This is a genomic window from Streptomyces mutabilis (genome assembly GCF_014649815.1).
Taxonomy (GTDB): Bacteria; Actinomycetota; Actinomycetes; order Streptomycetales; family Streptomycetaceae; genus Streptomyces; species Streptomyces mutabilis.
On record NZ_BMTT01000011.1, the window covers coordinates 81,507 to 108,240 of the forward strand.

At 69.5% G+C, this 26,734-nt stretch carries 25 protein-coding genes; 4 read left to right on the forward strand and 21 right to left on the reverse strand.

The genetic code is table 11. The annotated features are described in order from the left end of the window. Nucleotides 1-203: 203 nt before the first annotated feature. The 11 genes from IE142_RS22255 to IE142_RS22305 all read right to left on the reverse strand — a co-directional run bounded on the left by IE142_RS22255 (nt 204) and on the right by IE142_RS22305 (nt 11,559). A complete protein-coding gene (locus tag IE142_RS22255; RefSeq protein WP_191887379.1) occupies nt 204-3,056 on the reverse strand; it encodes a DEAD/DEAH box helicase in 2,853 nt (950 codons plus the stop codon). Between the two features lie 89 nt (nt 3,057-3,145). Beyond that, a complete protein-coding gene (tatC, locus tag IE142_RS22260) occupies nt 3,146-4,096 on the reverse strand; it encodes a twin-arginine translocase subunit TatC (RefSeq protein ID WP_191887380.1) in 951 nt (316 codons plus the stop codon). Nucleotides 4,097-4,143: 47 nt separating this feature from the next. Beyond that, entirely contained in the window at nt 4,144-4,431 is a 288-nt protein-coding gene (gene tatA / locus IE142_RS22265) for a Sec-independent protein translocase subunit TatA (RefSeq protein ID WP_043374867.1), read from the reverse strand. 227 nt (nt 4,432-4,658) lie between these two features. Further along, nucleotides 4,659-4,853 carry a hypothetical protein gene (locus tag IE142_RS22270; protein ID WP_191887381.1) on the reverse strand — a complete coding sequence of 65 codons (195 nt, stop codon included), beginning with the start codon at nt 4,851-4,853 and terminating at the stop codon, nt 4,659-4,661. 10 nt (nt 4,854-4,863) lie between these two features. After that, a complete protein-coding gene (locus IE142_RS22275; RefSeq protein ID WP_191887500.1) occupies nt 4,864-5,133 on the reverse strand; it encodes a hypothetical protein in 270 nt (89 codons plus the stop codon). A gap of 20 nt (nt 5,134-5,153) precedes the next feature. Further along, nucleotides 5,154-6,200 carry a helix-turn-helix transcriptional regulator gene (locus tag IE142_RS22280; RefSeq protein WP_191887382.1) on the reverse strand — a complete coding sequence of 349 codons (1,047 nt, stop codon included), beginning with the start codon at nt 6,198-6,200 and terminating at the stop codon, nt 5,154-5,156. Between the two features lie 18 nt (nt 6,201-6,218). Beyond that, a complete protein-coding gene (locus tag IE142_RS22285; RefSeq protein ID WP_043374861.1) occupies nt 6,219-7,172 on the reverse strand; it encodes a helix-turn-helix transcriptional regulator in 954 nt (317 codons plus the stop codon). Between the two features lie 154 nt (nt 7,173-7,326). Then, on the reverse strand, nt 7,327-7,698 hold the full coding sequence (locus IE142_RS22290; RefSeq protein ID WP_100047305.1) for an FKBP-type peptidyl-prolyl cis-trans isomerase: 372 nt from the start codon (nt 7,696-7,698) through the stop codon (nt 7,327-7,329). 61 nt (nt 7,699-7,759) lie between these two features. Beyond that, nucleotides 7,760-8,761, reverse strand: a complete 1,002-nt coding sequence (locus IE142_RS22295; protein ID WP_191887501.1) for an FKBP-type peptidyl-prolyl cis-trans isomerase — start codon at nt 8,759-8,761, stop codon at nt 7,760-7,762. Between the two features lie 167 nt (nt 8,762-8,928). Next, nucleotides 8,929-10,290 (reverse strand): Pup--protein ligase, encoded by a 1,362-nt coding sequence (gene pafA, locus IE142_RS22300; protein ID WP_043374854.1) that lies wholly within the window; start codon nt 10,288-10,290, stop codon nt 8,929-8,931. A gap of 9 nt (nt 10,291-10,299) precedes the next feature. Then, nucleotides 10,300-11,559, reverse strand: coding sequence for an MFS transporter (locus tag IE142_RS22305; RefSeq protein WP_191887383.1), 1,260 nt, complete (start codon nt 11,557-11,559; stop codon nt 10,300-10,302). Nucleotides 11,560-11,664: 105 nt separating this feature from the next. On the opposite strand from IE142_RS22305, the gene IE142_RS22310 reads away from it, so the two are divergent. Next, the gene (locus IE142_RS22310) at nt 11,665-12,681 is read left to right on the forward strand and encodes a LacI family DNA-binding transcriptional regulator (protein ID WP_191887384.1); all 1,017 of its coding nucleotides are present in this window, start codon (nt 11,665-11,667) and stop codon (nt 12,679-12,681) included. A gap of 56 nt (nt 12,682-12,737) precedes the next feature. Here IE142_RS22310 and prcA read toward each other — a convergent pair whose 3' ends face one another. The 6 genes from prcA to arc form a co-directional block, all read right to left on the reverse strand. Next, on the reverse strand, nt 12,738-13,508 hold the full coding sequence (prcA, locus tag IE142_RS22315; RefSeq protein WP_107476808.1) for a proteasome subunit alpha: 771 nt from the start codon (nt 13,506-13,508) through the stop codon (nt 12,738-12,740). Nucleotides 13,509-13,571: 63 nt separating this feature from the next. Further along, entirely contained in the window at nt 13,572-14,417 is an 846-nt protein-coding gene (gene prcB, locus IE142_RS22320; RefSeq protein WP_191887385.1) for a proteasome subunit beta, read from the reverse strand. Next, nucleotides 14,369-14,986 (reverse strand): endonuclease VII domain-containing protein, encoded by a 618-nt coding sequence (locus IE142_RS22325; RefSeq protein WP_191887386.1) that lies wholly within the window; start codon nt 14,984-14,986, stop codon nt 14,369-14,371. Before IE142_RS22325 ends, prcB begins: the two co-directional genes overlap by 49 nt. Before the next feature lie 8 nt (nt 14,987-14,994). Next, the gene (locus tag IE142_RS22330; RefSeq protein WP_043374843.1) at nt 14,995-15,213 is read right to left on the reverse strand and encodes a ubiquitin-like protein Pup; all 219 of its coding nucleotides are present in this window, start codon (nt 15,211-15,213) and stop codon (nt 14,995-14,997) included. A 176-nt stretch (nt 15,214-15,389) separates the two neighbouring features. Beyond that, nucleotides 15,390-16,901, reverse strand: a complete 1,512-nt coding sequence (gene dop, locus IE142_RS22335) for a depupylase/deamidase Dop (protein ID WP_368857238.1) — start codon at nt 16,899-16,901, stop codon at nt 15,390-15,392. Nucleotides 16,902-17,133: 232 nt separating this feature from the next. Next, nucleotides 17,134-18,900: a proteasome ATPase gene (arc, locus tag IE142_RS22340; protein ID WP_043377224.1), complete on the reverse strand. Its 1,767-nt coding sequence runs from the start codon at nt 18,898-18,900 to the stop codon at nt 17,134-17,136. Nucleotides 18,901-19,145: 245 nt separating this feature from the next. On the opposite strand from arc, the gene IE142_RS22345 reads away from it, so the two are divergent. Further along, nucleotides 19,146-19,451 (forward strand): ferredoxin, encoded by a 306-nt coding sequence (locus tag IE142_RS22345; RefSeq protein WP_191887387.1) that lies wholly within the window; start codon nt 19,146-19,148, stop codon nt 19,449-19,451. A gap of 74 nt (nt 19,452-19,525) precedes the next feature. On the opposite strand, the gene IE142_RS22350 is transcribed toward IE142_RS22345, so the two are convergent. The 3 genes from IE142_RS22350 to IE142_RS22360 all read right to left on the reverse strand — a co-directional run bounded on the left by IE142_RS22350 (nt 19,526) and on the right by IE142_RS22360 (nt 23,018). Beyond that, nucleotides 19,526-20,104: a hypothetical protein gene (locus IE142_RS22350; protein WP_191887388.1), complete on the reverse strand. Its 579-nt coding sequence runs from the start codon at nt 20,102-20,104 to the stop codon at nt 19,526-19,528. Between the two features lie 279 nt (nt 20,105-20,383). Then, on the reverse strand, nt 20,384-21,286 hold the full coding sequence (locus IE142_RS22355) for a tRNA (adenine-N1)-methyltransferase (protein ID WP_043374834.1): 903 nt from the start codon (nt 21,284-21,286) through the stop codon (nt 20,384-20,386). 97 nt (nt 21,287-21,383) lie between these two features. Further along, on the reverse strand, nt 21,384-23,018 hold the full coding sequence (locus IE142_RS22360) for a site-2 protease family protein (RefSeq protein ID WP_191887389.1): 1,635 nt from the start codon (nt 23,016-23,018) through the stop codon (nt 21,384-21,386). A 175-nt stretch (nt 23,019-23,193) separates the two neighbouring features. Between IE142_RS22360 and IE142_RS22365 the strand changes: the two genes are divergently transcribed. Together IE142_RS22365 and IE142_RS22370 are read left to right on the forward strand one after the other, a co-directional pair. Continuing rightward, nucleotides 23,194-24,171, forward strand: a complete 978-nt coding sequence (locus IE142_RS22365; RefSeq protein WP_191887390.1) for a RecB family exonuclease — start codon at nt 23,194-23,196, stop codon at nt 24,169-24,171. Nucleotides 24,172-24,185: 14 nt separating this feature from the next. Continuing rightward, nucleotides 24,186-24,857: a response regulator gene (locus IE142_RS22370; RefSeq protein ID WP_019325237.1), complete on the forward strand. Its 672-nt coding sequence runs from the start codon at nt 24,186-24,188 to the stop codon at nt 24,855-24,857. A 94-nt stretch (nt 24,858-24,951) separates the two neighbouring features. On the opposite strand, the gene IE142_RS22375 is transcribed toward IE142_RS22370, so the two are convergent. Beyond that, nucleotides 24,952-26,556, reverse strand: coding sequence for an ABC transporter substrate-binding protein (locus tag IE142_RS22375; RefSeq protein ID WP_191887391.1), 1,605 nt, complete (start codon nt 26,554-26,556; stop codon nt 24,952-24,954). Nucleotides 26,557-26,734: the final 178 nt, after the last annotated feature.

The window sequence follows — 26,734 nt, forward strand, 5'->3', positions numbered from 1 at the left end:
AAGCACCTGAAACGGGCGGGGGGACTGGAGTAGCCTCGGACCCATTTGCACGGTGGGAGATCATTCGAACACGCACCGTAACAGCAAATGACCATACGAAAATCACTCACCGTGATGAGGGAAAGAGAGGCGTGCGCGCGTCGGCCGTGCCCCTACGCACGGAGGCCCGGCGGTGGAACCGCCGGGCCTTTGAGGGACGGTGACTAGCCCACCGACGAGTAGGCGACCACCCCGCGCAGCAGCCCGTCGACCGCCTTGCGCGCGTTCTTCGGGACCGTCGACCCCTCGCCGGGGGCGGCGGCCGCGATCTGGCCCAGGACGTCGATGACCTGCTTGCACCACCGCACGAAGTCACCCGCGGGCATCTCCGCCTCGCGCAGCACCTCGTCCAGGCCCTTGCCGGACGCCCACATGTACGCGGCCCAGGCGAAGCCGAGGTCCGGCTCCCGCTGGCCGACGCCCTCGGTCTGGCTGATCCGGAACTCCTCCTCCAGCGCATCGAGCCGGCCCCAGATGCGGACGGTCTCGCCGAGCGCGCCCTTGGCCTTGCCCGAGGGCACCTTCGGGGCCATCGCGTCGTCGGCGACCCGGGACTCGAAGACCAGCGCCGAGACGCACGCGGCGAGCTCGGCCGGGGACAGGCCCTCCCATACACCCTCGCGCAGGCACTCGCTGGCGAGCAGATCCAGCTCGCCGTAGAGCCGCGCGAGGCGCTTGCCGTGCTCGGTGACCTCGTCGCCGCGCAGGTAGTCCATCTCCGTCAGCAGCGCCACGATCCGGTCGAAGGTGCGGGCGATGGTGTTCGTACGGCCCTCGATTCGGCGCTCCAGCTGCGAGGTGTCGCGCAGCAGACGGTGGTAGCGCTCGGCCCAGCGGGCGTGGTCCTCGCGGTCGTCGCAGCCGTGGCAGGGGTGGGCGCGGAGGGCCTTGCGCAGCCGGGCGACCTCCCGGTCGTCGGCGGCCTGGGAACGCTTCTTGCGGGCCCGCTCCGGCGGGATGTGCCCGGCCTTGGTCCGCAGCGCGGAGGCGAGGTCGCGGCGGGACTGGGGCGAGCGCGCGTTGAAGGACTTCGGGATGCGCATCCGCTCCAGCGCCTCCACCGGCACCGGGAAGTCCATCGACGCCAGCCGCTTGACCTGGCGCTCGGCGGTCAGCACCAGTGGGCGGGGCCCGTCGTGGTGCTCGAAGCCGCGGTGGCCGTTGGACCGCCCGGCGGGCAGGCCCGGGTCCAGCACCAGCGCGAGGCCCGCGTACTTGCCCGCCGGCACGTGGATGACGTCGCCCGGCTTCAGCTTCTCCAGCGCCACGGCCGCCTCGGCGCGCCGCTGGTTGACGCCCTGCCGGGCCAGCTCGTTCTCGCGGTCCTTCAGCTCGCGGCGCAGCCGCGCGTACTCCTCGAAGTCACCGAGGTGGCAGGTCATGGAGGCTTTGTAGCCCTCCAGCCCCTCCTCGTTGCGCTGCACCTGCCGGGAGATGCCGACGACCGACTTGTCCGCCTGGAACTGCGCGAAGGACGTCTCCAGCAGTTCCCGAGAACGGTGCCGGCCGAACTGCTCGACCAGGTTGACCGCCATGTTGTACGACGGCCTGAAGCTGGAGCGCAGCGGGTAGGTGCGCGTGCCGGCCAGTCCTGCGAGGTGCTCGGGGTTCATGCCGCGCTGCCACAGGACGACGGCGTGGCCCTCCACGTCGATGCCGCGCCGTCCCGCCCGGCCGGTGAGCTGCGTGTACTCGCCCGGGGTGATGTCGGCGTGCTGCTCGCCGTTCCACTTGACGAGCTTCTCCAGCACCACCGAGCGGGCGGGCATGTTGATGCCGAGGGCGAGGGTCTCGGTCGCGAAGACGGCCTTGACCAGACCGCGGACGAACAGCTCCTCGACGACCTCCTTGAAGGTCGGCAGCATGCCCGCGTGGTGGGCGGCGATGCCCCGCTCCAGACCCTCCAGCCACTCGTAGTAGCCCAGGACGTGCAGGTCCTCGGTGGGGATGGAGGAGGTGCGCTCCTCGACGAGGGCGCGGACCCTGTGCCGCGCCTCCTCGTCGTTGAGCCGGAGCCCGGCGTACAGGCACTGCTGCACGGCGGCCTCGCACGCGGCCCGGCTGAAGATGAAGGTGATGGCGGGCAGCAGCCCCTCGGCGTCGAGCCGCTCTATGACCTCGGGCCGGCCGGGCGTCCACATGCGCGAGCGCTGCCTGCGCTCCCGCTCGCGGTCGGCCTCGCGCATGTGCCGGCCGCGCCGCCGGTCCTGGTAGGAGGGGCGGGTGGCCTCCAGGCGCGCCATGCGCATGAGATCGGGGTTGACGGCCTTCTTGTGGCCCTCTCCCTCCTCGAACAGGTCGTACATCCGGCGTCCGGCCAGGACGTGCTGGAACAGCGGCACGGGCCGGTGCTCGGAGACGATCACCTGGGTGTCGCCGCGCACGGTGTCCAGCCAGTCGCCGAACTCCTCCGCGTTCGACACGGTGGCCGAGAGCGACACCAGGGTCACGGACTCGGGGAGGTGAATGATCACTTCCTCCCAGACGGCGCCGCGGAAGCGGTCGGAGAGGTAGTGCACCTCGTCCATGACCACGTACCCGAGACCGAGGAGGGTCTGCGAGCCCGCGTACAGCATGTTCCGCAGGACCTCGGTGGTCATCACGACCACCGGGGCGTCGGAGTTCACGCTGTTGTCGCCGGTGAGCAGGCCCACCCTGTCCGCGCCGTAGCGGCGGCACAGGTCGGCGTACTTCTGGTTCGACAGCGCCTTGATGGGCGTCGTGTAGAAGCACTTCTTGCCCTGCTCGAGGGCGAGGTGGACGGCGAACTCGCCGACGATCGTCTTGCCGGAGCCGGTGGGCGCGGCGACCAGCACGCCCTTGCCGCTCTCCAGTGCCTGGCAGGCCTCGATCTGGAAGGGGTCGAGGCCGAAGTCGTACATCTCGCGGAACGAAGCGAGCGCGGTGGCCTGCTCGACAGCGCGCCGCCGCGCTGCCGCATACCGCTCGGCCGGAGAGAGATCCTCTGTCATCGTGCTTTCGAGCGTACCGGGCCGCACTGACAACAGGACGATCATTATCCGGATCGGCCCCGTGGGGGCTCCGTGGAGGCTCCGCAAGCGCTCCCGCGGGGCGGCGACACGCGTCGCCACCGCCCCGGTGTGCCTCAGGTCACGTCGTCGTAGCCGTTGACCCGGTCCTTCGTGGTCTGCTCGGGCAGGGCGCGAGCGGTCGTCACCGGTTCGACCTCGCCGATGTCATCGGGGGTGAGGTCGAGCTCGGACGCCTCGTCGTCGTCGGGCTCCAGGGCCTCGCGACGGGCCCGGCGGCGGTCGTTCAACAGGGAGATGGTGACCGCGGCGAAGTACAGCACCCAGATCGGACCCGCCAGCATGAGCATCGTCAGGGGGTCGGTGCTCGGCGTGGCGATGGCCGCGAAGAGCGTGATACCCATGATCATGGCGCGCCACCAGCCGAGCATCCGCTTGCCGGTCAGCACTCCGGTGAGGTTGAGCATGACCAGCAGCAGGGGCAGCTCGAAGGAGAGGCCGAAGACGACGACCATGCGTGTGACGAGGTCGAGCAGCTCGTCCAGCGGCAGCAGGTTGTCGACGTCGCTCGGCGTGAACTCGATCAGCACCTTCGCCGAGGTGGGCAGCACCGCGTAGGCGAAGTAGGCGCCGACGAGGAAGAGCGGGGCGCCGGTGCCGACGAACGCGTAGGCGTACTTCTTCTCGCCCTTGTGCAGGCCCGGGGCGACGAACGCCCAGAGCTGGTAGAGCCAGACCGGAGAGGCCAGCACGATGCCGGCCGTCAGGGACACCTTCAGCGCCAGGGTGAAGGGGCCGAGGAGACCGTTGATGGTGATCTGCGCACACGGCTCCGCGCCGTCCTGCGACTGGGCCAGCTCCGCGAACGACTTCTCACAGCCGATCGACTCGAGGATCGGCTCGGTGAGGACGTTGATGATCTCCTGGTAGAAGAAGGCGGCGGCCACAGTGACGACGACGATGGCCAGCAGCGCCTTCGCGAGCCGGTTGCGGAGCTCACGAAGGTGCTCCGCGAGGGGCATCCGCCCTTCGGGGTCCCTCTCCTTGCTGCGGGCAGACTTCAGCAACCCACGTTCCCATCTCGTGCGGCGGGCCGGAGGTCACCGGCCCTGCGTCAGCGCTTGGTCGTGTCCGTCGGCTCGGTGACCGGCCGGGAGCTGGTCACGTCGCCGGGGGCGGCCTGAATGGTGCGCTTCGCCGCGGACTCCTCGGGGTTCGGCGGGTCAGCGGGAGCGGAGTCGTCGGACTTGCTCTCGCTCTTCATCGCCTTGGCCTCGCTCTTCAGGATGCGGGCGGACTTGCCCAGCGAGCGCGCCATGTCCGGAAGCTTCTTCGCGCCGAACAGCAGGATGATGACGACGAGGATGAGAATGATCTCGGGGGCGCCGAGCCTTCCGAACATAAGTCTTTACCTTCTCACCGAGGCGGCTGGGTGGGGGTGGCTGTCCGATCGGTCGGACACGCGTCCAGTCGATCGTCTTGTGCAGCGATCGTAACGCTCAGGGGTGAACGTGAGGCAATCCCTGTGCATACTCCCGTCCGCGGCCGGGCCTCGTTCTCCGGACCGCGACCAGCAGCGTACCTGGCGCCCTCTGCGCGGTGACAGGGCGAAGTGCCCCGATTCGCGACTCACAGCGCGTCCACAGCACGGGCGGCGCTCTCGGTGGCCCGTTCCAGGTCCTCCGCGGCCCGGCCGATCCGGCGAGCCGAGTCCGTCACCTGCCTCCCCAGACGCTGCGCCTCCACGAACACCTTCACGGCGAACACCGCTAGGACGGCGAGACCAAGAAAACCCACGGCAACGGCGAACATCGGCCAGAACATGACGCCGACCCTAGACGGTGGAGTGCAGCCGCAGGGTCCTGACCCCGCCGCCGGTGAGCAGCTCCACGACCCGCTCCCCCGCCGGCTTGCGGACGGCGGCGCCGCACTCCGGGCACGTGAACGAGTAGAACGTGGTGCGGCTCGTGGCGCCGATGGCCAGGCGCAGAGCGCTCGCGGCGAGTTCGAAGCGGCCGCGGCAGTCCGGGCAGCCCGCCTTGAACACGACCGGCGGGACGCGTCTCATGCCGGCGAACGCGGTCGCCGCCGTCATGCCCGGCATCCCCGGCCCCACGGACTCGCTCACAGTCCTCGCTCCTGCCTGTCGTGCTGTCCCTCGCCCGGCCCGCGCGGCACCCCGGCCGCCTCGATCCCGTCGTACGCCGCCAGCGCCTCGCGAGCCGCCTGCCGGGCGCTGTCGGCGAGCTCGGGCGGGGAGACGATCCGGCCGTCGCGCCCCAGCCGCAGCGCCAGCCGCCGCAGGGAGGCCGGGTCGGGGGTGCGCAGGGTGATGCGCAGGCCGCCGTCGGGGAGTTCATCAGCGCTGTCGTGCGGGTAGTACTCGGCGACCCAGCGTCCGCCGGGACCGACCTCGACGACGACCTCGGGGTCCTCGGCGGCCGGCTGCACCAGCCCCTCCGACAGGTCCCGCAGCTCCACCTCGGGCGGCGCGGACGGCTCGTCCAGGATGCGGATCTCGGCGACCCGGTCGAGCCGGAAGGTGCGCCGCGCCTCGGAGCGGCGACACCAGGCCTCGACGTAGGTGTGGCCGACGCTGACCAGGCGTATGGGGTCGATCTCCCGCTCGGTGACCTCGTCGCGGGCCGGTGAGTAGTAGCGGATCCACAGCCGGCGGCGCTCGGAGATCGCCCGGTCGACGTCGGCGAAGACGCCACCCTCGGACTCGAAGGTGACGGACAGGCGGGAACTGGCACCCGCGGCCTCGCCGGCCGAGGTCTCCACCTTGGCCGTCGCCCGCAGCAGCGCCTGCCGGTCGCTCTCCCGCAGGCCGGGCAGAGTCGCGACCGCCCGGGCGGCCACCAGCAGCGCGGTCGCCTCGTCGGCGGCCAGCCGCAACGGCTCGGCGGCGTCCGCGCCGAGTGCGGCCGGGTTGTGCCACCAGATGCGCTCGCCGTCGGTGTCGATGTCGAGCAGATCGCCGCCGCGGAAGCTGGTGCCGCACATGGGCAGCACGTCGAGATCGGAGACCAGCTCGTCCTCGGTGATGCCGAAGGCGCGCGCCACGTCCTCGACGCGGGCACCGGGACGCTCACGCAGATACGTCACCAGGGACAGCATCCGTCGGGTCTGGTCGATGGCGTTCACGGGCCTGACCGCTTTGCCTGCCACAGTGTTGTCCGCTCCCCCTCAGCCCTTGGCCACGGCACGCAGCCGGTCCACCACGTCCGCGCGCAACTCCGCCGGCTCCAGCACCACCACGTCCGGCCCGAACTCCACCAGCCAGGCGTCCAGGCCGTGCCCGTACGGAATCTCCAACTCGTCCCAGCCGTCACCGAGTTCCCGAACCGCGGTGGCCTTCGCCCGGAGGGGGTAGCCGGCGCCCGTGCGCAGCCGGATGAGCGCGGAACGGTCGGCGGTCTCCCCGGCCCAGCTCGCGACCGTCTCGCGCACGGTGACGACGTCGGGCACGGGCGCGGAGAACCGCGCGCCGCGCGAACGCACCCTGCCGGTGATCCGCGACAGCCGGAACACCCGCTCCGCACCGCGATCGCGGTCGAAGCCGGCCAGGTACCAGTGGCCGCGCCAGCACTCCAGCGCCCACGGCTCCACATGCCGGGGCTCCGGCTGGGCGGCGTTGGCCTTGCGGTAGTCGAAGACGACCGGACGGCGGTCGCGGCAGGCCAGCATCAGCGGCTCGAAGGCCGCCTCGTGCACCGGGATACGGGGCTCCAGCGCGCTGTGCGCCTCGTACGGGTCGACGTCCTCGGGCAGACCGGCCGCCCGCAGCTTCTGCAGGGCACCGCTCGCGGCACCGGCCAGCCGGGCCTGCTGCCACACCTTGGCGGCGAGCCCCAGCGCGGCGGCCTCCTCGGCGTCCAGGGTGATCGGCGGCAGGCGGTTGCTGTCGCGGCGGGCCAGATAGCCCACCTCGCCCTCGAGGCTCTCGACGGTCTCGATGACCAGCCCGAGCTCCCGCAGGTCGTCCTTGTCCCGCTCGAACATCCGGTTGAAGGAGTCGTCGGAGCCCGCTTCCAGATAGGCCTCGATGGACTGGCGCAGCTCACGCTTGCTGAGTGGCCGCCGCGTCCCCAGCAGACACAGCGCCAGGTTCATCAGCCGCTCGGCCTTGGCAATGGCCATCGACGCCCTTCTCCCTATGGTGCTTACGACGGATGACCGTACCGCCCCGCGGTGGCCCGGCAAAAGCCGAGGGCCCATGCCCGGACAGGCATGGACCCCAGGTGACCGGCTCTGATCGCTGTCCCTCGGACATCGATCGGACTTCGGACTCCGATCAGACTCCGAGCAGGTCGACCACGAAGATCAGCGTCGAGCCGGGCGGGATCGCCGGGGTCGGGCTCTGGTCGCCGTAGGCGAGGTGGGGCGGGATGGTCAGCTGACGACGGCCGCCGACCTTCATGCCCTGCACGCCCTGGTCCCAGCCCGCGATGACGCGGCCGCCACCGAGCGGGAAGCGGAACGGCGTACCGCGGTTCCAGCTGGCGTCGAACTCCTCGCCCGTGCTGAAGGTCACGCCCACGTAGTGGACGGTCACTGTCTGACCGGCCTCGGCAACCGGGCCGTCACCCTCCCAGATGTCCTTGATCTCGAGGTCCGCCGGGGGCTCGCCGCCCGGGAAGTCGACCTCGGGCTTGTCGATGCTCACGTGTTCAGCTCCTGCTTGTCTGCGGAAAGGCAACGTCCCCAAGTCTTACATCTCCGGGGCGTCACATCTTCGCGAGGATGTCGACGGAGAACACCAGCGTGGAGTCCTTCTCGATGCCGCTGCCCTGCGGCGGGTTGTCTCCGTACCCCAGGTCCGGCGGGATGACGATGAGGACGCGGCTGCCGACCTTCCTGCCGGTCAGCCCCTGCGCCCAGCCCTTGACGACTTGCTGGAGCGAGAACGACGTCAGCTGCTTCCTGCCGTACGTCGAGTCGAACTCCTTGCCGCCGTCCCAGACCACGCCCTTGTACTGCACGAGCACGGTGTCCTGGGCGCCGACCTCCGCGCCGTCGCCCTCCAGCACGTACTCGGCGACGAGCTTCTTCGGCGCGTCGGCCTCCGGCACCTCGATGGAGGGCGCCTTGCCGTCGGTGTCGGTGCCGACCTCGGGCAGCGCGGCGTCGTCCTGGGGGACCTTCTTGCCCTTGGCCGAGCTCTTGGCGTTGAAGGTGTCCTGCACGTCGACCACGAAGACCAGCGTGTCGTCGCCCTTGATGCCCGCCTGCTCGTTGCCCTGCTCGCCGTACCCCCAGGTGGGTGGCACGGAGAACTGGACGCGGCTGCCGGTCTTCTTGCCGGTGAGCGCGTACCGCCAGCCGTCGATGATGCTGTCCTGGGAAAGCTGGATGATCAAAGGGGTCTTGCGGTCGTAGGAGTTGTCGAAGACCTTCGCGCTCTGCCAGACCTGGCCCAGGTAGTCCGCCGACACGAAGTCGTTCTCCGCGACGGCCTTGCCGCCGCCGGCGATGACCGTCTTCACCGCGAGGTCCTTGGAGGGCTCCCCGCTGCCCTTGGCGACGGTCGGCTTCTCACCGAACTTCGTCCCCGCGGTGATCGCCGGCAACGGACCGTCGACGATCTTCGGAGCCGGAGCCGCCGAGGTGGCCGACGCCTCGGGCGTCGCGCTGTCGCCGGCGTTGCTCGAGCCGGAGTCCTCGTCGCCGCAGGCGGCGAGCGTGACCAGTCCGGCGGGAACGGCGATGAGGAGGGAGCGTCGGCGCACGGTGGGGGCCTCGTATCGGTATCGATCGGTGTACATGTCATGGACGGCGTGCGCGCAACTCTACGGCGTGAGAAGGGCACCGTACGGCTAACGTACGGTGCCCCTGTGACGTTCCGCCCCTTCACGGGGGAAACGTGCGTCTCACCCTTTCGCCCGGCCCGCCCGGCTCACATCCCGGCGATCAGCTTTTCCACCCGGTCGTCCACCGAACGGAACGGGTCCTTGCACAACACGGTGCGCTGCGCCTGGTCGTTGAGCTTGAGATGGACCCAGTCGACGGTGAAGTCCCGACGCTGCTCCTGAGCGCGCCGGATGAAGTCACCGCGCAGCCGGGCCCGAGTGGTCTGCGGCGGCACGGACTTGCCCTCGAAGATTTTCAGGTCGTTGGCGACTCGGGCGGCCTGCCCCTTCTTCTCCAGCAGGTAGTAAAGACCACGACGGCGGTGGATGTCGTGGTACGCGAGGTCTATCTGCGCGACCCGCGGATGCGACATGGTCATGTTGTGCTTGGCCCGGTACCGCTCGAGCAGCTTGTACTTCATGACCCAGTCGATCTCGGTGTCGATGCGGTCGAGGTCCTCGGTCTCGATCGCGTCCAGCGTCCGGCCCCACAGCTCCAGCACGCGCTCGACGGTGCCGGTGCGGATACCGCGACGCTCACAGAAGTCCACGGCCTTCTCGTAGTACTCCCGCTGCACCTCCAGAGCGGAAGCCTCCCGGCCGCTCGCCAGGCGAACCTTCCGCCGCCCGGTGATGTCATGGCTGACCTCACGGATCGCCCGGATCGGATTCTCCAGAGTGAGGTCACGCATCACGGTGCCCGCCTCGATCATCCGCAGCACCAGGTCGGTGGCACCGACCTTGAGCAGCATCGTCGTCTCGGACATGTTCGAGTCGCCCACGATGACGTGCAGACGCCGGTAGCGCTCGGCGTCCGCGTGCGGCTCGTCGCGGGTGTTGATGATGGGCCGCGAACGGGTCGTCGCCGAGGAGACGCCCTCCCAGATGTGCTCGGCCCGCTGGCTGACGCAGTACACGGCGCCCCGCGGCGTCTGCAGCACCTTGCCCGCACCGCACAGCAACTGCCTCGTCACCAGGAACGGGATGAGGATGTCCGCGAGCCGCGAGAACTCCCCGTGCCGGGCCACGAGGTAATTCTCGTGACAGCCGTAGGAGTTGCCCGCGGAGTCGGTGTTGTTCTTGAAGAGGTAGACGTCGCCCGCGATTCCCTCCTCGTGCAGGCGTCGTTCGGCGTCCACCAGGAGTCCCTCGAGAATGCGCTCGCCCGCCTTGTCGTGGGTGACGAGTTCGATCACGTTGTCACATTCGGGTGTGGCGTATTCCGGATGCGATCCCACGTCGAGATAGAGGCGGGCCCCGTTGCGCAGAAAGACATTGCTGCTGCGGCCCCATGACACGACACGGCGGAAGAGGTACCGCGCCACCTCGTCAGGCGACAGGCGGCGCTGTCCCCTGAACGTGCACGTGACGCCGTACTCGTTCTCCAGCCCGAAAATGCGGCGGTCCATGACTGAACATTACGCCTGATGACCCGAACTGAAACGGGGTTCGACGGCACGGTTCGGATCATTTTCCGATGAAGCCGCAACCACCGCTGCCCTCGCGGGAACTGTGAGGACCCCTCCGGTGCACAGCAGGACGAGCAGCGACACACCGCCGGCCGCCGCGGGCACGGCGAACCCCCACTGCGCCCCGCCGTGCTCCACGACCGGCCCTGCCAGGCCCGTCCCCACCGAGGCGCCCACCGTGAAGGTCGTCACCAGCCACGAGAACGCCTCCGTCACCGTGCCCCGCGGCGCATGCAGGTCGACGAGGACGAACGCGCAGGCGATGCACGGCGCCAGGAAGACACCCGCGACCACGGTGAGCAGCACCATGGCCACCACGCCCGGCGTCAGCGTCAACGGCAGGTAGCACACCGCCAGCAGGGCCACCAGCAGCCGCAGCCGCCGCGCCGGGTCACCCGTCCACTGCCGGGCCCCGTACACCGCTCCCCCGATCAGCGCACCGAGCCCCAGGGCCGCCATCAGCCAGCCGTACACGGCGTCGCCACCGTGGTCGTCGGCATACGGCACGGAGGCAACCGTGATGGAACCGAGCGCCATCCCGATGAACAGGAAAGCACCCAGCAACGCCAGCAGCCCCGCCGAACGCAGCGCACCCAGCCAGTGCGCCTGGCGCGGCGCCGACCGCCACGCACGCGAAGGCGGAGACACCACCACGGACAGCGCCCCGAGGACACCCACCACGTTCAGCACCAGCAGCGCCACCTGCGGCGACCACAGCGACACGCACACCGTCACCAGCAGCGGCCCGACGGTGAACATGACCTCCTGGGCCACGGCGTCCATCGCGTACGCCGTGTGGACCTGGTCCTCCTTGCGCAGGACGCTGGGCCACAAAGCCCGCAGGCCGCCCTCCAGCGGCGGTGTGAACAGCCCCGCGGCACCCACGGCGAGGTACGCGACGGCGACCTGCCCGGTCCCGGAGAAGGCGAAGACGCCCATGGCCAGCGCCGACAGCACCGCGGCCGGCAACTGCACCCGCGGCTGCCCGTGCAGGTCCACGAGCCGCCCCAGCACCGGCTGGCCCACGGCGTTGGCGACGCCGTACACCGCGGCAAGCGCACCCGCGAGGCTGTACGAACCGCCCTCCGCCCGCACGAACAGCACGATCGCGATCGCCGCCGTCGCGTTCGGCAGCCGCCCCACGAGCGTCCCGACGAGCAGCCGGACGGCGTGCCGCGCCCGAAGAATGTCCAGGTACCCGGCGACCACGACCAGCCCCTTCCGAACGGACCCCGTGAAGTTTTACGTATAACGTGTCCCGTCATACGTACCATGGCGGCTGTTCACGAGTCCAGACGAAAGCGCAGGCGAACGGTGGCACGAGGCAGCACCCGCCCCACGAGCCGGGACGTCGCCCAAGCCGCCGGCGTCTCCCAGGCCGCCGTCTCCCTCGTCCTCGGCGACAAATGGCGCGGCCGCGTCTCGGAACCCACCGCACAACGGGTCCGCGACGCCGCCCACCGACTCGGCTACCGACCCAACCTCGCCGCTCGCAACCTCCGCCTCGGCCGCACCCGCACCGTCCTCCTGGTCGTGCCCGCACTCACCACCGAGTTCTTCGCGGAGGTCTACACCGGCGCCGCACGCATCGCCGCCGAACACGGTTTCGGTGTGGTCCTCTACCCATCCCCCGAGGGCGTCGGCCCCGCGAGAGACCCCTTCGCCTCCGCCCGAGCCGCCCTCGACGGCGTCATCGCCTCCTCCATGGCCGCCGACGCACTCACCGCCATCCGCGGCGACCAACTCCCCCTCGTCATGCTCGACAGCGACCCGGAAGGCAGCCTGGGCGCCGCGACGGTCAACCTCGACATCACCGACGGCATCCGCCAAGTCACGGAACACCTGCTCGCCCTCGGCCACCGCCGTTTCCTGCACCTCGCCGCCGACGTCCCGTCCTGGACCTTCGACATCCGCGCCCGCGAACTGGCCGCACGCCTCGCCGGCACCCCCGGCACCACCCTGCGCACGGCCCACGCCCCCATCTCCATCGAAGGCGCCCAGGCCGCCACGGAGACCGCCCTGGCGGCCCCCGGCCCCCGGCCCACGGCACTCGTCTGCGACGACGACAAACTGGCGGCAGGCGCCTACAAGGCCGCCCGCCGGGCCGGACTCCGCGTCCCCGACGACCTGTCCGTCACCGGCCTCGACGACCTCGGCCTCGCCACCGCCATCGACCCCGAGCTGACCACCGTGCGCCTCGACGCGGAACTCTTCGGCGAACGCGGAATGCACGCCCTGCTGGCGGTCATGGAGGGACAGACGCCCCAGGAGGGCGACATCCCGGTACACCTGGTCGTACGGGGCTCCACAGCACCGCCACCGCAAGACTGAACGGCGCCGGGCACATGGCCCGACGCCGCTCCAAAGCTCTCGGCAGCGGCCGCCCGCTACTCCTCGCCCTTGTCCCCGCCCTCGTCCTCGTCCGGCAGAGACAGGTCTTCGGCAGCTCCGGCACCGGCCCCCGAATCCAGCAGCCGCGACAACTGAGCCCCCACGATCCGCTTGAACTTCCGCTTCTGCGGCCGCGTACGATCCAGCACCGCGACCTCCAGCCGCTCCGCCGGAATCTCCCGCTCACTGCCGTTCGTGTCCCGCGACAGCGCCTGCACCGCCAGCTTCAGCGCCTCGGCCAGCGTCATGTCGTCACGGTGCCGCTGATCCAGGTACCCGCTGATCTGCTCGGCGTTACCCCCGACCGCGACCGAACCGTGCTCGTCCACGATCGAACCGTCGTGCGGCAACCGGTAGATCTGATCCCCGTCGGCGCTGTCACCGACCTCGGCGACGACCAGCTCCACCTCGTACGGCTTCTCGGCCTGGCTGGAGAAGATCGTGCCCAGCGTCTGCGCATAGACGTTGGCCAGACCGCGGGCCGTCACATCATCCCGGTCGTAGGTGTAACCACGCAGGTCGGCGTAGCGCACACCACCGATGCGCAGATTCTCGTACTCGTTGTACTTACCGGCGGCCGCGAAACCGATCCGGTCATAGATCTCGCTGAACTTGTGCAGCGCACGGGACGGGTTCTCACCGACGAACACGATGCCGTCGGCGTACTGCAGCACGACCAGGCTGCGGCCACGGGCGATGCCCTTGCGGGCGTACTCCGCCCGGTCCGCCATCGCCTGCTGGGGTGAGACATAGAACGGCGTCGACACCGGTTATCCGTCCCTTTCTGAAGAAGTCACCGAACCACCTGACAACACGACCGACCGCGCCCGCTACAGCAACGCGGCCCGCGGACCGTCCGGCTGCTCCAGCCGCCGCTCCAGCACCGAACGGGCGAGCTGAGACGCCTCGTCCTCACTCAGCCGGCGGAAGCCGTCCTGGGTGATCACAGTGATGATCGGGTAGATCCGGCGCGCGACGTCGGGACCACCGGTCGCCGAGTCGTCGTCCGCCGCGTCGTAGAGCGCCTGCACCACGAGCGTCGTGGCCTGCTCCTCGGTCAGGTCCTCCCGGTAGAGCTTCTTCATCGCACCACGGGCGAAGATCGACCCCGACCCGGTGGTCGCGTAGCTCTGCTCCTCCGACCGCCCGCCCGTCACGTCGTACGAGAAGATCCGCCCCCGGCCGCGATCCACGTCGTACCCCGCGAACAGCGGCACCACGGCGAGCCCCTGCATCGCCATGCCCAGATTCGAGCGGATCATCGTCGACAGACGGTTCGCCTTGCCCTCCAGGGACAGCTGCGCGCCCTCGACCTTCTCGAAGTGCTCCAGCTCCAGCTGGAACAGCTTCACCATCTCCACGGCCAGTCCCGCCGTACCCGCGATGCCCACCGCCGAGTACTCGTCGGCCGGGAAGACCTTCTCGATGTCCCGCTGGGCGATCATGTTGCCCATCGTGGCCCGCCGGTCACCGGCGAGGACCACACCGCCGGGGAACGTCACCGCCACGATCGTCGTCCCGTGCGGCGCCTCGACGACACCCTGCACCGGCGGCAGCTGCCGGTTGCCCGGGAGCAGCTCCGGCTGGTGCTCGCCGAGGAAGTCCATGAAGGAGGAGGACCCAGGCGTCAGGAAGGCAGCTGGTAGACGCCCGGTGCTACGAGTGTTGGCTTCCACGCGATTCCTTCCACGTAAGCTGCAGCCCGCCTTATGGCATCGGGCCGATCCTTGAACTGCCCCAGGGCTGCGTTGCGGCTGAAGCACAGTACGCCACGGACCCTACCCGTCCCGTGGCAGTGATCCACATGTGCGGCGGGGGCCGCAAGACATATGCAGCAGACGCCGCCTTGACTTGCGATCAGGGCATCACGTTCCGCTTCGGTGCTTCCGTACTGGCGCTTCGGACGACCTGCTCGCCCCTGCGCCGCTTCGCGGGACTTGCAGAGCGTCGCCGGACCATCTGGAGCTGTGCGGTTCCGGGTCCACTCGCTGTGGGGCTTGATATCCCCGCACGTCCGGCAGAGCTTATGTCCCTCGGGCACGTCCACTCGCGGGCGGACGTTGCGCCCCTTGGCCAACTGGCGTTCTTGGTGACAGGCCGCAGCACACTCTCGGCAGTAGGCATGCAGCCCGTCACGCATCGCCTTGTTCCGTGCGAACGCTGCCCGCGGCTTATGGTCCTTGCACCGCGAGCAACGCCTACCAGATTCTTCGATCGACAAGCGCCCGCCCGTTGCAGCCTTCATTTCGAAGGCTACTCGCCGCCCTTTTGAACGAACGAGCGAACGAAGTCCTCTGCGTTCTCCTCGAGCACATCGTCGATCTCGTCCAGGACGGAGTCCACGTCGTCGTTCAGCTTCTCCTGGCGTTCCTTGAGGTCCTCGGAGGCCTGCGCGTCCTGCGCCTGCTCCTCGACCTCCTCGGTGGACCGCGTGGCCTTCTGCTGTCCGCCGCCGGTGTCCTTGGTCGCCATAACCCTCACCCCGCTCGGTTCGCCCGACACAGTTGCTCGGTCAAGATCAGACCCTACAAGCCGGGTCCGACATCGGCCCCGCGTTTCTCCAACGAACGGGGGCCATCTCGATGGTTCCCGGACGGGGTGGGTTTCCACCCCGTCCGCCGGTCTCGTTCGTGTACCGTTCCGTCCACTCACCCGCCGGTCAGGACCTTGACCAGGTCTTCCGCGGTACGGCAACGGTCCAGCAGTTCCTTGACGTGATTACGCGTTCCGCGAAGCGGTTCCAGGGTTGGGACCCGCTGGAGGGAGTCCCGCCCCGGCAGGTCGAAGATCACGGAGTCCCAGGAGGCCGCCGCGACGTCGTCCGCGTACTGCTCCAGGCAGCGCCCGCGGAAGTAGGCGCGCGTGTCCTCCGGCGGCTTCGTGCGGGCCCGCTCGACCTCGTTGTCGTCCAGCAGCCGCTTGATGCGGCCGCGGTCCACCAGTCGGTTGTAGAGGCCCTTGTCGGGCCGTACGTCGGCGTACTGGAGGTCGACGAGGTGGAGCCGGGCGGCGTCCCAGTCGAGGTCGTCGCGGCGCCGGTAGCCCTCCATGAGTTCGCGCTTGGCGACCCAGTCCAGTTCGCCGGCGAGGCTCATCGGGTCGTTCTCGAGCCGGTTCAGGGTGTCTTCCCAGCGGCCGAGGACGTCCTTGGTCTGGTCGTCGGCGTCGGCGCCGTAGCGTTCCTCCACGTATTTGCGGGCCAGCTCGTAGTACTCCATCTGGAGCTGGACCGCGGTGAGTGTGCGGCCGCTGCGGAGGGTGACCAGGCGCTTGAGCGCCGGGTCGTGCGATACCTGGTGGAGGGTCCGTACGGGCTGGTCGACGGCGAGGTCGACGGCGATGAAGCCGTCCTCGATCATGGACAGGACCAGGGCCGTCGTGCCCAGTTTCAGGTAGGTCGAGATCTCCGACAGGTTCGCGTCGCCGATGATCACGTGGAGGCGCCGGTACTTCTCGGCGTCGGCGTGGGGCTCGTCGCGGGTGTTGATGATGGGGCGCTTCAGTGTCGTCTCCAGGCCGACCTCGACCTCGAAGTAGTCGGCGCGCTGGCTGAGCTGGAAGCCGTGTTCGTGGCCGTCCTGTCCGATGCCGACGCGGCCGGCGCCGGTGAAGACCTGGCGGGAGACGAAGAAGGGCGTCAGGTGGCGCACGATGTCGGAGAAGGCGGTTTCCCGCTTCATCAGGTAGTTCTCGTGCGTGCCGTAGGAGGCGCCCTTGTTGTCGGTGTTGTTCTTGTAGAGGTGGATGGGCTGGGCGCCGGGCAGGTGGGCGGCGCGTTCGGCGGCTTCGGCCATGATGCGTTCGCCGGCCTTGTCCCAGAGGACGGCGTCGCGGGGGTTGGTGACCTCCGGAGCGCTGTATTCGGGGTGGGCGTGGTCGACGTAGAGCCGTGCTCCGTTGGTGAGGATGACGTTGGCGAGGCCGATGTCCTCGTCGGTGAGCTGGCTGGAGTCGGCGGCCTCTCGGGCGAGGTCGAAGCCTCGCGCGTCCCGCAGCGGGTTCTCCTCCTCGAAGTCCCAGCGGGCCCGGCGGGCCCGGTGCATCGCCGCCGCGTAGGCGTTGACGATCTGGGATGAGGTGAGCATGGCATTGGCGTTGGGGTGGCCGGGGACGGAGATCCCGTACTCCGTCTCGATGCCCATTACTCGCCGTACGGTCATGCGGCCCTCCTTGCCCGGCGGTGCCCGTGGTGGGCGCCGCTCGCGTACCGCTGGCGCTCCGATGCGTGTGCGGTGCCCGTCCCCGCACTGCGCGACTCGGCGGTATGGAAGAGCCTAGAACGCCTTTGCGCTGGTGGGGAGATCATTTGCGGCATTGCCTTGCTCCAGTCGGGGCTCCGGAAAGCAGTCGGCTGCGGGTACCCGCTGAGGGGACCCGCAGCCGCCCTTCCTTTTACAGGTACTGACCTGTGTTGGCCACCGTGTCGATGGAGCGTCCGGTGTCCGCGCCCTGCTTTCCGGTGACGAGCGTACGGATGTACACGATCCGTTCGCCCTTCTTTCCGGAGATGCGGGCCCAGTCGTCCGGGTTGGTGGTGTTGGGGAGGTCCTCGTTCTCCTTGAACTCGTCCACGCAGGCCTGGAGGAGGTGGGAGACGCGAAGGCCCTTCTGGTTCTTTTCCAGGAAGTCCTTGATCGCCATTTTCTTGGCGCGGCCCACGATGTTCTCGATCATGGCGCCGGAGTTGAAGTCCTTGAAGTAAAGGACTTCCTTGTCGCCGTTGGCGTAGGTGACTTCCAGGAAGCGGTTTTCCTCGGATTCGGCGTACATCTGTTCCACCGCCGTCTGGATCATGCTCTGGACGGTGGCTGCCTTGTCCTTGTCGTGTTCGGCGAGGTCGTCGACGTGCAGCGGGAGACGCTCGGTGAGGTACTTGCCGAAGATGTCCTTGGCCGCTTCGGCGTCGGGACGTTCGATCTTGATCTTCACGTCGAGTCGGCCGGGCCGCAGGATGGCGGGGTCGATCATGTCCTCGCGGTTGGAGGCACCGATGACGACCACGTTCTGCAGGCCTTCCACGCCGTCGATCTCGGCGAGCAGCTGCGGGACGATGGTGTTCTCCACGTCGGAGCTGACGCCGGAGCCGCGGGTGCGGAAGAGGGATTCCATCTCGTCGAAGAAGACGATGACGGGGGTGCCCTCGCTGGCCTTCTCGCGGGCTCGCTGGAAGACGAGGCGGATCTGCCGCTCGGTCTCGCCGACGTACTTGTTGAGGAGCTCGGGTCCCTTGATGTTGAGGAAGAAGCTCTTGCCGGCGGCTTGGCCGGTCACTTCGGCGACCTTCTTGGCCAGTGAATTGGCGACCGCCTTGGCGATGAGTGTCTTGCCGCATCCGGGGGGTCCGTAGAGCAGGACGCCCTTGGGGGGACGCAGCTCGTGCTCCTTGAACAGGTCGGGATAGAGATAGGGGAGCTCGACCGCGTCGCGGATCATCTCGATCTGTCCGCCGAGGCCACCGATCTGTTCGTAGCCGATGTCGGGGACCTCTTCGAGGACGAGTTCTTCGACCTCGCTCTTGGGGACGACCTCGTAGACGTAGCCGGATCGGGGTTCGAGCAGAAGGGCGTCGCCGGGGCGGATGGTGACGCCCCGCAACGGCTCGGCGAGCCGCACGACCCTTTCTTCGTCGGTGTGCCCGAGTACCAGGGCGCGTTCGCCGTCCTCGAGGATTTCCTTGAGGGTGACGATGTCGCCGACGCTCTCGTACTCCATGGCCTCGACCACGTTGAGTGCTTCGTTGAGCATCACTTCCTGGCCGCGTCGGAGTTCGTCGAGCTCGACGCTCGGGCTGACGTTCACCCGGAGTTTGCGGCCGCCGGTGAAGATGTCGGCGGTGCTGTCCTCGTTGGCCTGCAGGAAGACGCCGAAACCCGCCGGTGGCTGGGCCAGCCGGTCGACTTCCTCCTTGAGGGCCACGATCTGGTCGCGGGCCTCGCGGAGAGTGCTGGCGAGTCGCTCGTTCTGGGCGGACACGCCGGCCAGGTTGGTCTGCAGTTCGACGATCCGCTCTTCGAGGATTCTCGTGTGTCGCGGAGATTCGGCGAGCTTGCGTCGCAGGACGGCGATCTCCTGCTCAAGGTAGGCCACCTGCCCGGCCGGGTCGTCGGACCCGCGTCCCGGGCGGATGCCGCGGTTCATGTCGTCGTCGTGGGCTGCCACGGTCCTCACCTCCTCCAAGGGGAGCTGGACGCTTCCAGACCCTACCTGGGTGGGTGTCGATTGAAACCCCTAGATCACAAAGACTGTCGGGGTGTGTCCGATCTTCACCCTTGCGCTCTCCCTCACGCCAGGGGAATACCCACGGAACGTGGATGGAACCCAGGCGAAGGTAGGGTCGAAGCGTTCAACACCCGTCAGAGCTGGCCGGATTCCCGGTCGGCCCGGCGCAGGAAACGGCAGGAGAGATGAGCGTGCAGCAGGAGGCCGGAGTCGACGGCGAGGCTCTGGAGGTCTGGATCGACCAGGACCTGTGTACCGGTGACGGCATCTGTGCCCAGTACGCGCCTGAGGTGTTCGAGCTGGACATCGATGGTCTGGCCTATGTGAAGGGCGGGGACGACGAGCTTCTGCAGAGTCCGGGGGCGGCAACGCCTGTGCCCTTGCCGCTTCTCACGGACGTGGTCGACTCGGCGAAGGAGTGTCCGGGCGAGTGCATCCATGTGCGTCGTGTTTCGGACAGGGCCGAAGTCTACGGCCCGGACGCGGAGTGACCGAAATGTCACTCGATCCGCACGCTGAGTGACCGCTGTCGGTAGGGTCACGCTATTTGCGCAGGGGGCATCGGTCATACGGTGCGTGCCTGGGACGGCGTGTCGCGGACGAACGTGCCGTTCTTCCAATGCCACTTCACCACGTCGGTGACGTCGGGGCAGCAACTGGGTACGTCGGCCGAGGAGTAGCCGAGCAGTGTGGCGTGGACGCCGCCGCCGCGCACCGCGAAGTCGGTGACCGTCCGGCGGTCGGCCGGGTCCACGAGGGTGGCCACGACGCGGGGCTCGCCGCCGTCGGCGTCTCGCGTGAGGACGTACACGGCGTCGGGCGGGGTGCCCATGGGCGCGTCGCAGTGCACTACGGCCACCGTTTCGGGGCGGCCGTCGCCGTCCAGGTCGCCGGAGGACTTCTTCTGCACCACGGCCTTGACCGGGCCGCACTCCAGCGGGAACGCCACGGCGGCCGGGTCGGGCGGCACGGTGTGCGCGGGGGTGTCCTTCTGTTCGGTGCCGGGGGGCTGTGCCGCCGTCGCGGCGTCGGGCTGCAGGACCGAGGAGAGGGCGACCACTGCGGCGAGGGCCGTGGCGGTGGCGACCCAGTGGATCGGGCGGGTGTGCGTGTGGGACAGGTCCGGAACGGCGGGGTGCTGCACGAGGAGTGTCTCCTGTGAGGGCTGTGCCGGCGGGGGGTGGCCAGCATCGTGCCACACGTCACAGTGCGGGGGAACGGCGGGGTGGGTACCCGGCGCCTTTTCCGGGTCCGGTGGCGCTCCCGTCGTCGGTGGCCCTGCGTCCCGTCGCCTTCGTGGTCCCGGCGCCCCTGCCGTCCTGTCGTCGGGGCGCGGCAACATGGCGACGCCGTGGTGGAGTTCCCGGACGGGCCCGGGAACTCCACCACGGCGTCAGTACGTTGTACGCGGCACCGGGCCGTCTCAGCGGCCGGAACCGCCGCCGGCGTTGGGACCGTCGTAGTCCTCGCCGTAGGCACCCTTGGCAGGGCGGCGTCGACGCATGGGCGGCTCGACGCCGTCGGCGAGACGGCGGGCCGTGAGCAGGAAGCCGGTGTGGCCGATCATCCGGTGGTCCGGGCGGACGGCGAGTCCCTCGACGTGCCAGTTGCGGATCATGGTCTCCCAGGAGGTCGGCTCGTTGAAGCAGCCGATCTCACGGATGGACTCGACGGTCCGGGCGAGCTGGGTCGTGGTGGCCACGTAGCAGCACAGGATGCCGCCGGGCACGAGTGCCTTCTTGACGACGTCCAGGCACTCCCAGGGGGCGAGCATGTCGAGGATGACGCGGTCGACGTCGGTGTCGGACAGGTTGTCCTGGAGGTCGCCGACGGTGAGCTGCCAGGCGGGGTGCGGGCCGCCGAAGTAGCGCTCCACGTTCTGCTTCGCGATGTCGGCGAAGTCTTCGCGGCGCTCGTAGGAGTGCAGCATGCCCTGGTCGCCGATGGCGCGCAGCAGGAAGCTGCTGAGGGAGCCGGAGCCGACGCCGGCCTCCACGACGCGTGCGCCGGGGAAGATGTCGGCGAAGGCGAGGATCTGTCCCGCGTCCTTCGGGTAGACGACGGCTGCCCCGCGGGGCATGGAAAGGACGTAGTCGGGGAGCAGGGGGCGCAGCGCGAGGTAGGCGACGTTCCCGGTGGTGCGGACAACGCTGCCCTCGGGAGCGCCGATCAGTTCGTCGTGGGGGAAGGAACCCTTGTGGGTGTGGAAGTTCTTCCCGGCCTCGAGCGTGAACGTGTAGTGGCGGCCCTTGGGGTCGGTCAGCTGAACCTGGTCCCCGACCTTGAAGGGCCCGCGCCTGCGGGCGGCACCGGTCGGTTCGGACATGTGACCAGCCTACCGGTCCCGGGCGGGGCCGCCGACCACGCCGGTGATCGGGCCGGTTGTCGGGGCCGGTGGGCCGCTCCGGTGTCGGGGCCGATGGTCAGGAGGGGCGGGCCATGGCCTTGACGAAGGCGCGCTCGACGTCGGCCGCGGAGAGGACGCCGTAGATCTCGCCGGTCTCCTCGACGACCAGGTACTCGGTGGCCGGGTTGGCGCGCAGGGCGTCCAGGAGTTCCTCGCCGGACAGCTCTGCGGAGACGCGCATGCCGTCCGTGAGGTCCTGGGCCAGGGTGCTCACCGGGACCCAGGGGCGGCGGTGCTCCGGTACGCCGACGATGGCGGCCTCGCGGACCAGTGAGACGGGGGCGCCGTCGGCGTCGACGACGACCAGGGCGCGGGCCCCGGAGGCGTTGGCGCGGCGCAGCGCTTCGGAGAGGGGGGTGTCGGCCGGGACGGGGACGGCGCGCCGGGTGAGGGCACGGGCGCGCAGTTCGGGGAGGTGTTCGCGCAGGCGGGCCATGCGGAGGCTGTTCCCGGCGCCGGTCCAGATGATCGCGGCGAGGATGGCGGCGAGCAGGGCGTCCATGACGGTGTCCATGCCGACGTCGTCCGCGGCGTCGGAGCCGAGGGACTGCGTGAGCAGGGGCAGGCCGATCAGGACGGCGATGGCGAGGGCGCGGCCGATCCACGCGGCGGCGATGGTGCCGCTCATCGGCTTGCCGGTGATCTTCCATACGACGGCGCGGAGCATGCGTCCGCCGTCGAGGGGGAGGCCGGGCAGCAGGTTGAAGGCGGCCACCAGGAGGTTGGAGATCATCAGGCCGGCCAGCAGGACGCCGGGGACCGAGTCCGGTTCGACGGGGAGCAGGGCGGCGTAGAAGACGCCGGCGAGGACCAGGGAGAGCAGGGGGCCCACGAAGGCCAGCACGAACTCCCGGCCGGGGGACTCGGCCTCCTTCTCGATCTCGGAGACGCCGCCGAAGAACTGGAGCTGGATGCGGCGCACCGGGAGCCTGAAGCGGAGGGCGGCGACGGTGTGGGCCAACTCGTGGACCAGGACGGAGGCGTAGAAGGCGACGGCGAAGAAGAGGGAGACCAGGTAGCGGGCGGCGCCGAGCTCGGGCAGCACGCGGTCGAGCTGTCCGCCGAAGACCCAGGTGATCAGGGCGGCGACCAGGAACCAGCTGGGCGCGACGTACACGGGTACGCCGAAGGCTCGGCCCATCAGCAGCCCGCCCCCGGGTTCGGGCTTGCGCTGCGGAGGCTTCCCCGGCCCGGCTCCGCCGTCGGTGTGGGGGTCGGGGCGGGTGGCGCCGGGCATCCTCGCCCCCTGGGCCCCGGTCTCGGGCTTCTTGGCCTCAGGTGCCACGGCCTCGGGCGTCCCGGGGCCCGGTGTCCCGGAAACCCCCGCCCCCGGGGCGGGGGTCCGGGAACCCTGCGGCTCGGGGCCGGGGGGCTCGGTGTCCGGCGTTCCTGGGGCTCCCGGCTTCGGGGCTCGGGTTCCGGAGTCTCCCGTCGGCGGATGGGCTCCGGTGGGCTCGGGCACCGTCGGGACGGGCTGTCCGTGGTGCTCGTCCGCCGGCCCCGGCCGGTCCGCGGACCGTTCTCCGGGCGGGCCGGTGTCCGCGGGCTCCGGCCGGGCGGAGCCGGAGGCCGGGGCAGTGGGTTCTGCCTGGGGCTCGGCCGACTCGTCGTTGCCGGGCCGCGGCCGCCCGCTCCCGCCGCTCACGTCCACGGTGTCCCCTCGTTCGAAGCGTCTCCCGCGCCTGCCGGGCGGGAGGGTACTCGTGTCGATGGTATGCGTCCGCCGCGGCCCGTTCCGCCCCGGCACCCCCCTGGTTCCCTTCCGTCGCACGGGTCACGACCGCGGGCTGGGTGACTGTCAGTGGCGGGCCGTAGGGTCTGTGGGCATGGAGACGAGTATCGGGGATGTCACCGAGGACACCGGCGCACCCGCCGGGCCGACGGTGACGGCGGCGGACCACGCGGACGCGGTGACGGACACGGCGGTACCGGCCGCGGCCCCAGCGCCCGTGGCCACGGCGCCCGCGTCGCTCTCGCCCTCCCGGGCCGGCGATTTCATGCAGTGCCCGCTGTTGTACCGGTTCCGGGTCATCGACCGCCTCCCGGAGAAGCCGAGCGAGGCGGCGACACGGGGCACGCTGGTGCACGCGGTGCTGGAGCGGCTCTTCGACGCTCCGGCGGCCGAGCGCACCGCGCCGCGGGCGAAGTCGCTGGTCCCGGGCCAGTGGGACCGGCTGCGGGAGAGTCGGCCGGAGCTCGGTGAGCTGTTCGCGGACGACCCGGAGGGCGAGCGTCTGGCACAGTGGCTGAGCGAAGCGGAGCGGCTCGTCGAGCGCTGGTTCACCCTCGAGGATCCGAGCCGGCTGGAGCCCGCCGAGCGGGAGCTGTTCGTCGAGGCCGAGCTGGACTCCGGGCTGCGGCTGCGCGGCATCATCGACCGGGTCGACGTCGCCCCCACCGGTGAGGTGCGCATCGTCGACTACAAGACGGGCAAGGCGCCCCGGCCCCAGTACGCCGAGAATGCGCTGTTCCAGATGAAGTTCTACGCGCTGGTCGTCTGGCGGTTGAAGAAGGTCGTGCCGCGGCGCCTGCAGCTCGTCTACCTCGGCAGTGGTGACGTGCTCACCTACGACCCCGTCCTCGCCGACCTGGAGCGGGTCGAGCGCAAGCTGCTGGCACTGTGGGAGGCCATCCGGCTCGCGACGGAAACCGGTGACTGGCGGCCGCGTCCCACCAAGCTGTGCGGCTGGTGCGACCACCAGGCGCACTGCCCGGAGTTCGGCGGTACTCCCCCGCCCTACCCGCTGCCGGTGAGGGCGGCCGAGTCCGGCAACACCGAGCAGGGCAGAATGGGGCCGGACTAGCGAAGGAGACTTACGTGGCCATCCGCGTCCTACTGGTCGACGACCAGCCGCTGCTGCGCACGGGCTTCCGCATGATTCTGGAGGCGGAGCAGGACCTCGCGGTCGTCGGCGAGGCCGGAGACGGCCTCCAGGCACTCGACCAGGTGCGGGCGCTGCAGCCCGACGTAGTGCTGATGGACATCCGCATGCCGCGGATGGACGGTGTGGAGGCGACCCGGCAGATCACCGGGCCCGAGCGGGACGGTCCGGCGAAGGTGCTGGTGCTGACCACGTTCGACCTCGACGAGTACGTGGTGGAGGCGTTGAAGGCGGGCGCCAGCGGGTTCCTGCTGAAGGACGCCCCGGCGGGCGAACTGGTGCAGGCGATCCGCGTGGTGGCGAACGGCGAGGCGATGCTCGCGCCGAGCATCACCAGGCGACTGCTGGACAAGTACGCCACGCACCTGCCCTCCGGGGAGGAGCCGGTGCCGGACACCCTGCACACGCTGACGGAGCGTGAGGTGGAGGTGCTGAAGCTGGTGGCGCGCGGTCTGTCCAACGCGGAGATCGCCGCCGACCTCTTCGTCAGCGAGACCACCGTCAAGACGCATGTGGGTCATGTGCTGACCAAGCTGGGCCTGCGCGACCGGGTGCAGGCGGCGGTGTACGCCTACGAGAGCGGTCTGGTGCGCCCCGGCGCACAGTAGTCCGCCGCGCTCGCTGCGCACGGGCACGTGACGAAATCCCGAAGGGCGCCCCTCCTCGTCGGAGGGGCGCCCTTCGGGATTTCGTCCGGCGGGGTCAGCCGCTCACGCCCCGGCCCAGCTCCCACACCTGGAGGGTGGAGGAGGAGTTGAGGAGGTAGGCCGTGCCCGTGATGTCGTCCCTGGCGGCGACGTACTGCTTGCCCTGCCAGAGCGGGATCACCGGGACGTCGATCGCGGTGATCTCCTGGATCCGGTTGAGGCTGTCCACGGCGGAGAGCCGGTCGGCCTCACGACGGGACTCGGGGATCAGGGTGTTGCGGATCTCCTGGTTCGCGTAGGGCGAGTTGAGGGTGTTGTCCTTGTCGAGGAACGGCGCGATGAAGCTGTCGGCGTCCGGGAAGTCGGGGAACCAGCCCATGCCGAAGACGTCGTACTCGCCGTCCAGCTCCGCCGGGCGGAACTTGTCCCAGGGCTGGCCCTCGATGTCGATGTCGAAGAGACCGCTGTCGTTCAGCTGCTTCTGGAGCTGCTCGAACTCCTGCTTGGTCGCGGCGCCGTAGTGGTCCGTCGTGTAGTGCATCGTCAGCTTCACCGGCGTCTTGATGCCCGCATCCTCGAGCATCGCCTTGGCCTTGGGCACGCTGGGGTCGCCGTACTTGTTGAAGAACGAGTTGGAGTGACCGGTGATGGTGGCGGGGACCATCGAGTACAGCGGCTCGGCCTGGGAGCCGTAGACCTGAGAGACGAGTGCGCTGCGGTCGATGAGCTGGGCCATCGCCTGGCGGACGGCCTTGTCCTTCACCGTCGGCGCGTCCGTGTTGAAGCCCAGGTAGCGGATTTCCAGGCCGGCCACCTCGATGAGGTCGACGTTGCTGTCCGTGGAGTTGGAGAGCTTCCGGATCTGGTCCGGCGTCATGGCGCGGGTCATCACGTCGATGTCGCCCTTGTCGAGCGCGGCGCCCATGGCCTCGGCGTCGTTGAACGACACGACCTCGACCTTGTCGTTGTTCACCTCGAGACTCCCCTTGTAATTGGGGTTCTTGGTGAACACGGCCTTGGTCATCTCGTCGCCGTCGGTCTCGGCCTTCATCGTGTACGGCCCGGAGCCGTCCAGCTCGAAGCCCTCGCGCAGCTTGCCCTTCTCGTAGTCGTCCTTGTTGACGATGCCGGCGACCGGGGTCGACAGCTTGTACGGGAAGGTGGCGTCGGCGGTGTTGAGGTGGAAGATGACCTCGCGGTCGCCCTGCGTCTCGACGGTGTCGACGGTCGACAGCAGGGCGTACACCTGGCTGTCGGCCTTGATGGACAGGGCGCGCTCGATGGAGTACTTCACGTCCTCCGCGGTGATGGCGTCGCCGTTGGCGAACTTCAGGCCGTCACGCAGGGTGCAGGCGTAGCGCTCGTTTCCGGTATCGGTGAATCCGCACTTCTCGGCTGCCTCGGGTACGGGTTCACCGTCGCCACGAGGCTGGATCATCAGGGTCTGCGTGGTCTGACGCAGGATGTTCCAGAGGCCGACGTCGTAGGCGAACGCCGGGTCGAGAGGCGCGGGCGCCTCCTCCGAGGCGGTGAACCGGTCCGTGGTGCCGACGACGATCGCGTCCCCGCCGCCGCTGCCGCTGTCGGACCCGCCACAGGCGGCGAGCACCGGCGCGAGCAGGCCGACGACGGCCGGCAGCACCAAAGTCTTGCGGTTCATGCTCGAGTTTCTCCAGAGCTGTCGGTCCGTGTATCCGGCATGCAGGGGTGTCGCGGCGGATCACGGGGGTAGTGGCCGATGTTCTCGCGACGAGATTAGTCCGCGCCCGTACGGGGGTTCGCAGCCACCGGAGTTGAGCGCTCATCACGGAGCGAAACCGGGTGTGGACGCACCGAAA

What these genes read in the sequence shown, in the direction of transcription:
- IE142_RS22255 (WP_191887379.1), bottom strand. Translation starts at nt 3,056, where the DNA reads ATGATCGTCCTGTTGTCAGTGCGGCCCGGTACGCTCGAAAGCACGATG.
- IE142_RS22285 (WP_043374861.1), bottom strand. Translation starts at nt 7,172, where the DNA reads ATGGCCATTGCCAAGGCCGAGCGGCTGATGAACCTGGCGCTGTGTCTG.
- tatA (WP_043374867.1), bottom strand. Translation starts at nt 4,431, where the DNA reads ATGTTCGGAAGGCTCGGCGCCCCCGAGATCATTCTCATCCTCGTCGTC.
- IE142_RS22375 (WP_191887391.1), bottom strand. Translation starts at nt 26,556, where the DNA reads ATGAACCGCAAGACTTTGGTGCTGCCGGCCGTCGTCGGCCTGCTCGCG.
- IE142_RS22270 (WP_191887381.1), bottom strand. Translation starts at nt 4,853, where the DNA reads ATGTTCTGGCCGATGTTCGCCGTTGCCGTGGGTTTTCTTGGTCTCGCC.
- IE142_RS22345 (WP_191887387.1), top strand. Translation starts at nt 19,146, where the DNA reads ATGAGCGTGCAGCAGGAGGCCGGAGTCGACGGCGAGGCTCTGGAGGTC.
- IE142_RS22325 (WP_191887386.1), bottom strand. Translation starts at nt 14,986, where the DNA reads ATGAAGGCTGCAACGGGCGGGCGCTTGTCGATCGAAGAATCTGGTAGG.
- pafA (WP_043374854.1), bottom strand. Translation starts at nt 10,290, where the DNA reads ATGGACCGCCGCATTTTCGGGCTGGAGAACGAGTACGGCGTCACGTGC.
- IE142_RS22365 (WP_191887390.1), top strand. Translation starts at nt 23,194, where the DNA reads ATGGAGACGAGTATCGGGGATGTCACCGAGGACACCGGCGCACCCGCC.
- IE142_RS22355 (WP_043374834.1), bottom strand. Translation starts at nt 21,286, where the DNA reads ATGTCCGAACCGACCGGTGCCGCCCGCAGGCGCGGGCCCTTCAAGGTC.
- IE142_RS22330 (WP_043374843.1), bottom strand. Translation starts at nt 15,213, where the DNA reads ATGGCGACCAAGGACACCGGCGGCGGACAGCAGAAGGCCACGCGGTCC.
- dop (WP_368857238.1), bottom strand. Translation starts at nt 16,901, where the DNA reads ATGACCGTACGGCGAGTAATGGGCATCGAGACGGAGTACGGGATCTCC.
- IE142_RS22275 (WP_191887500.1), bottom strand. Translation starts at nt 5,133, where the DNA reads ATGCCGGGCATGACGGCGGCGACCGCGTTCGCCGGCATGAGACGCGTC.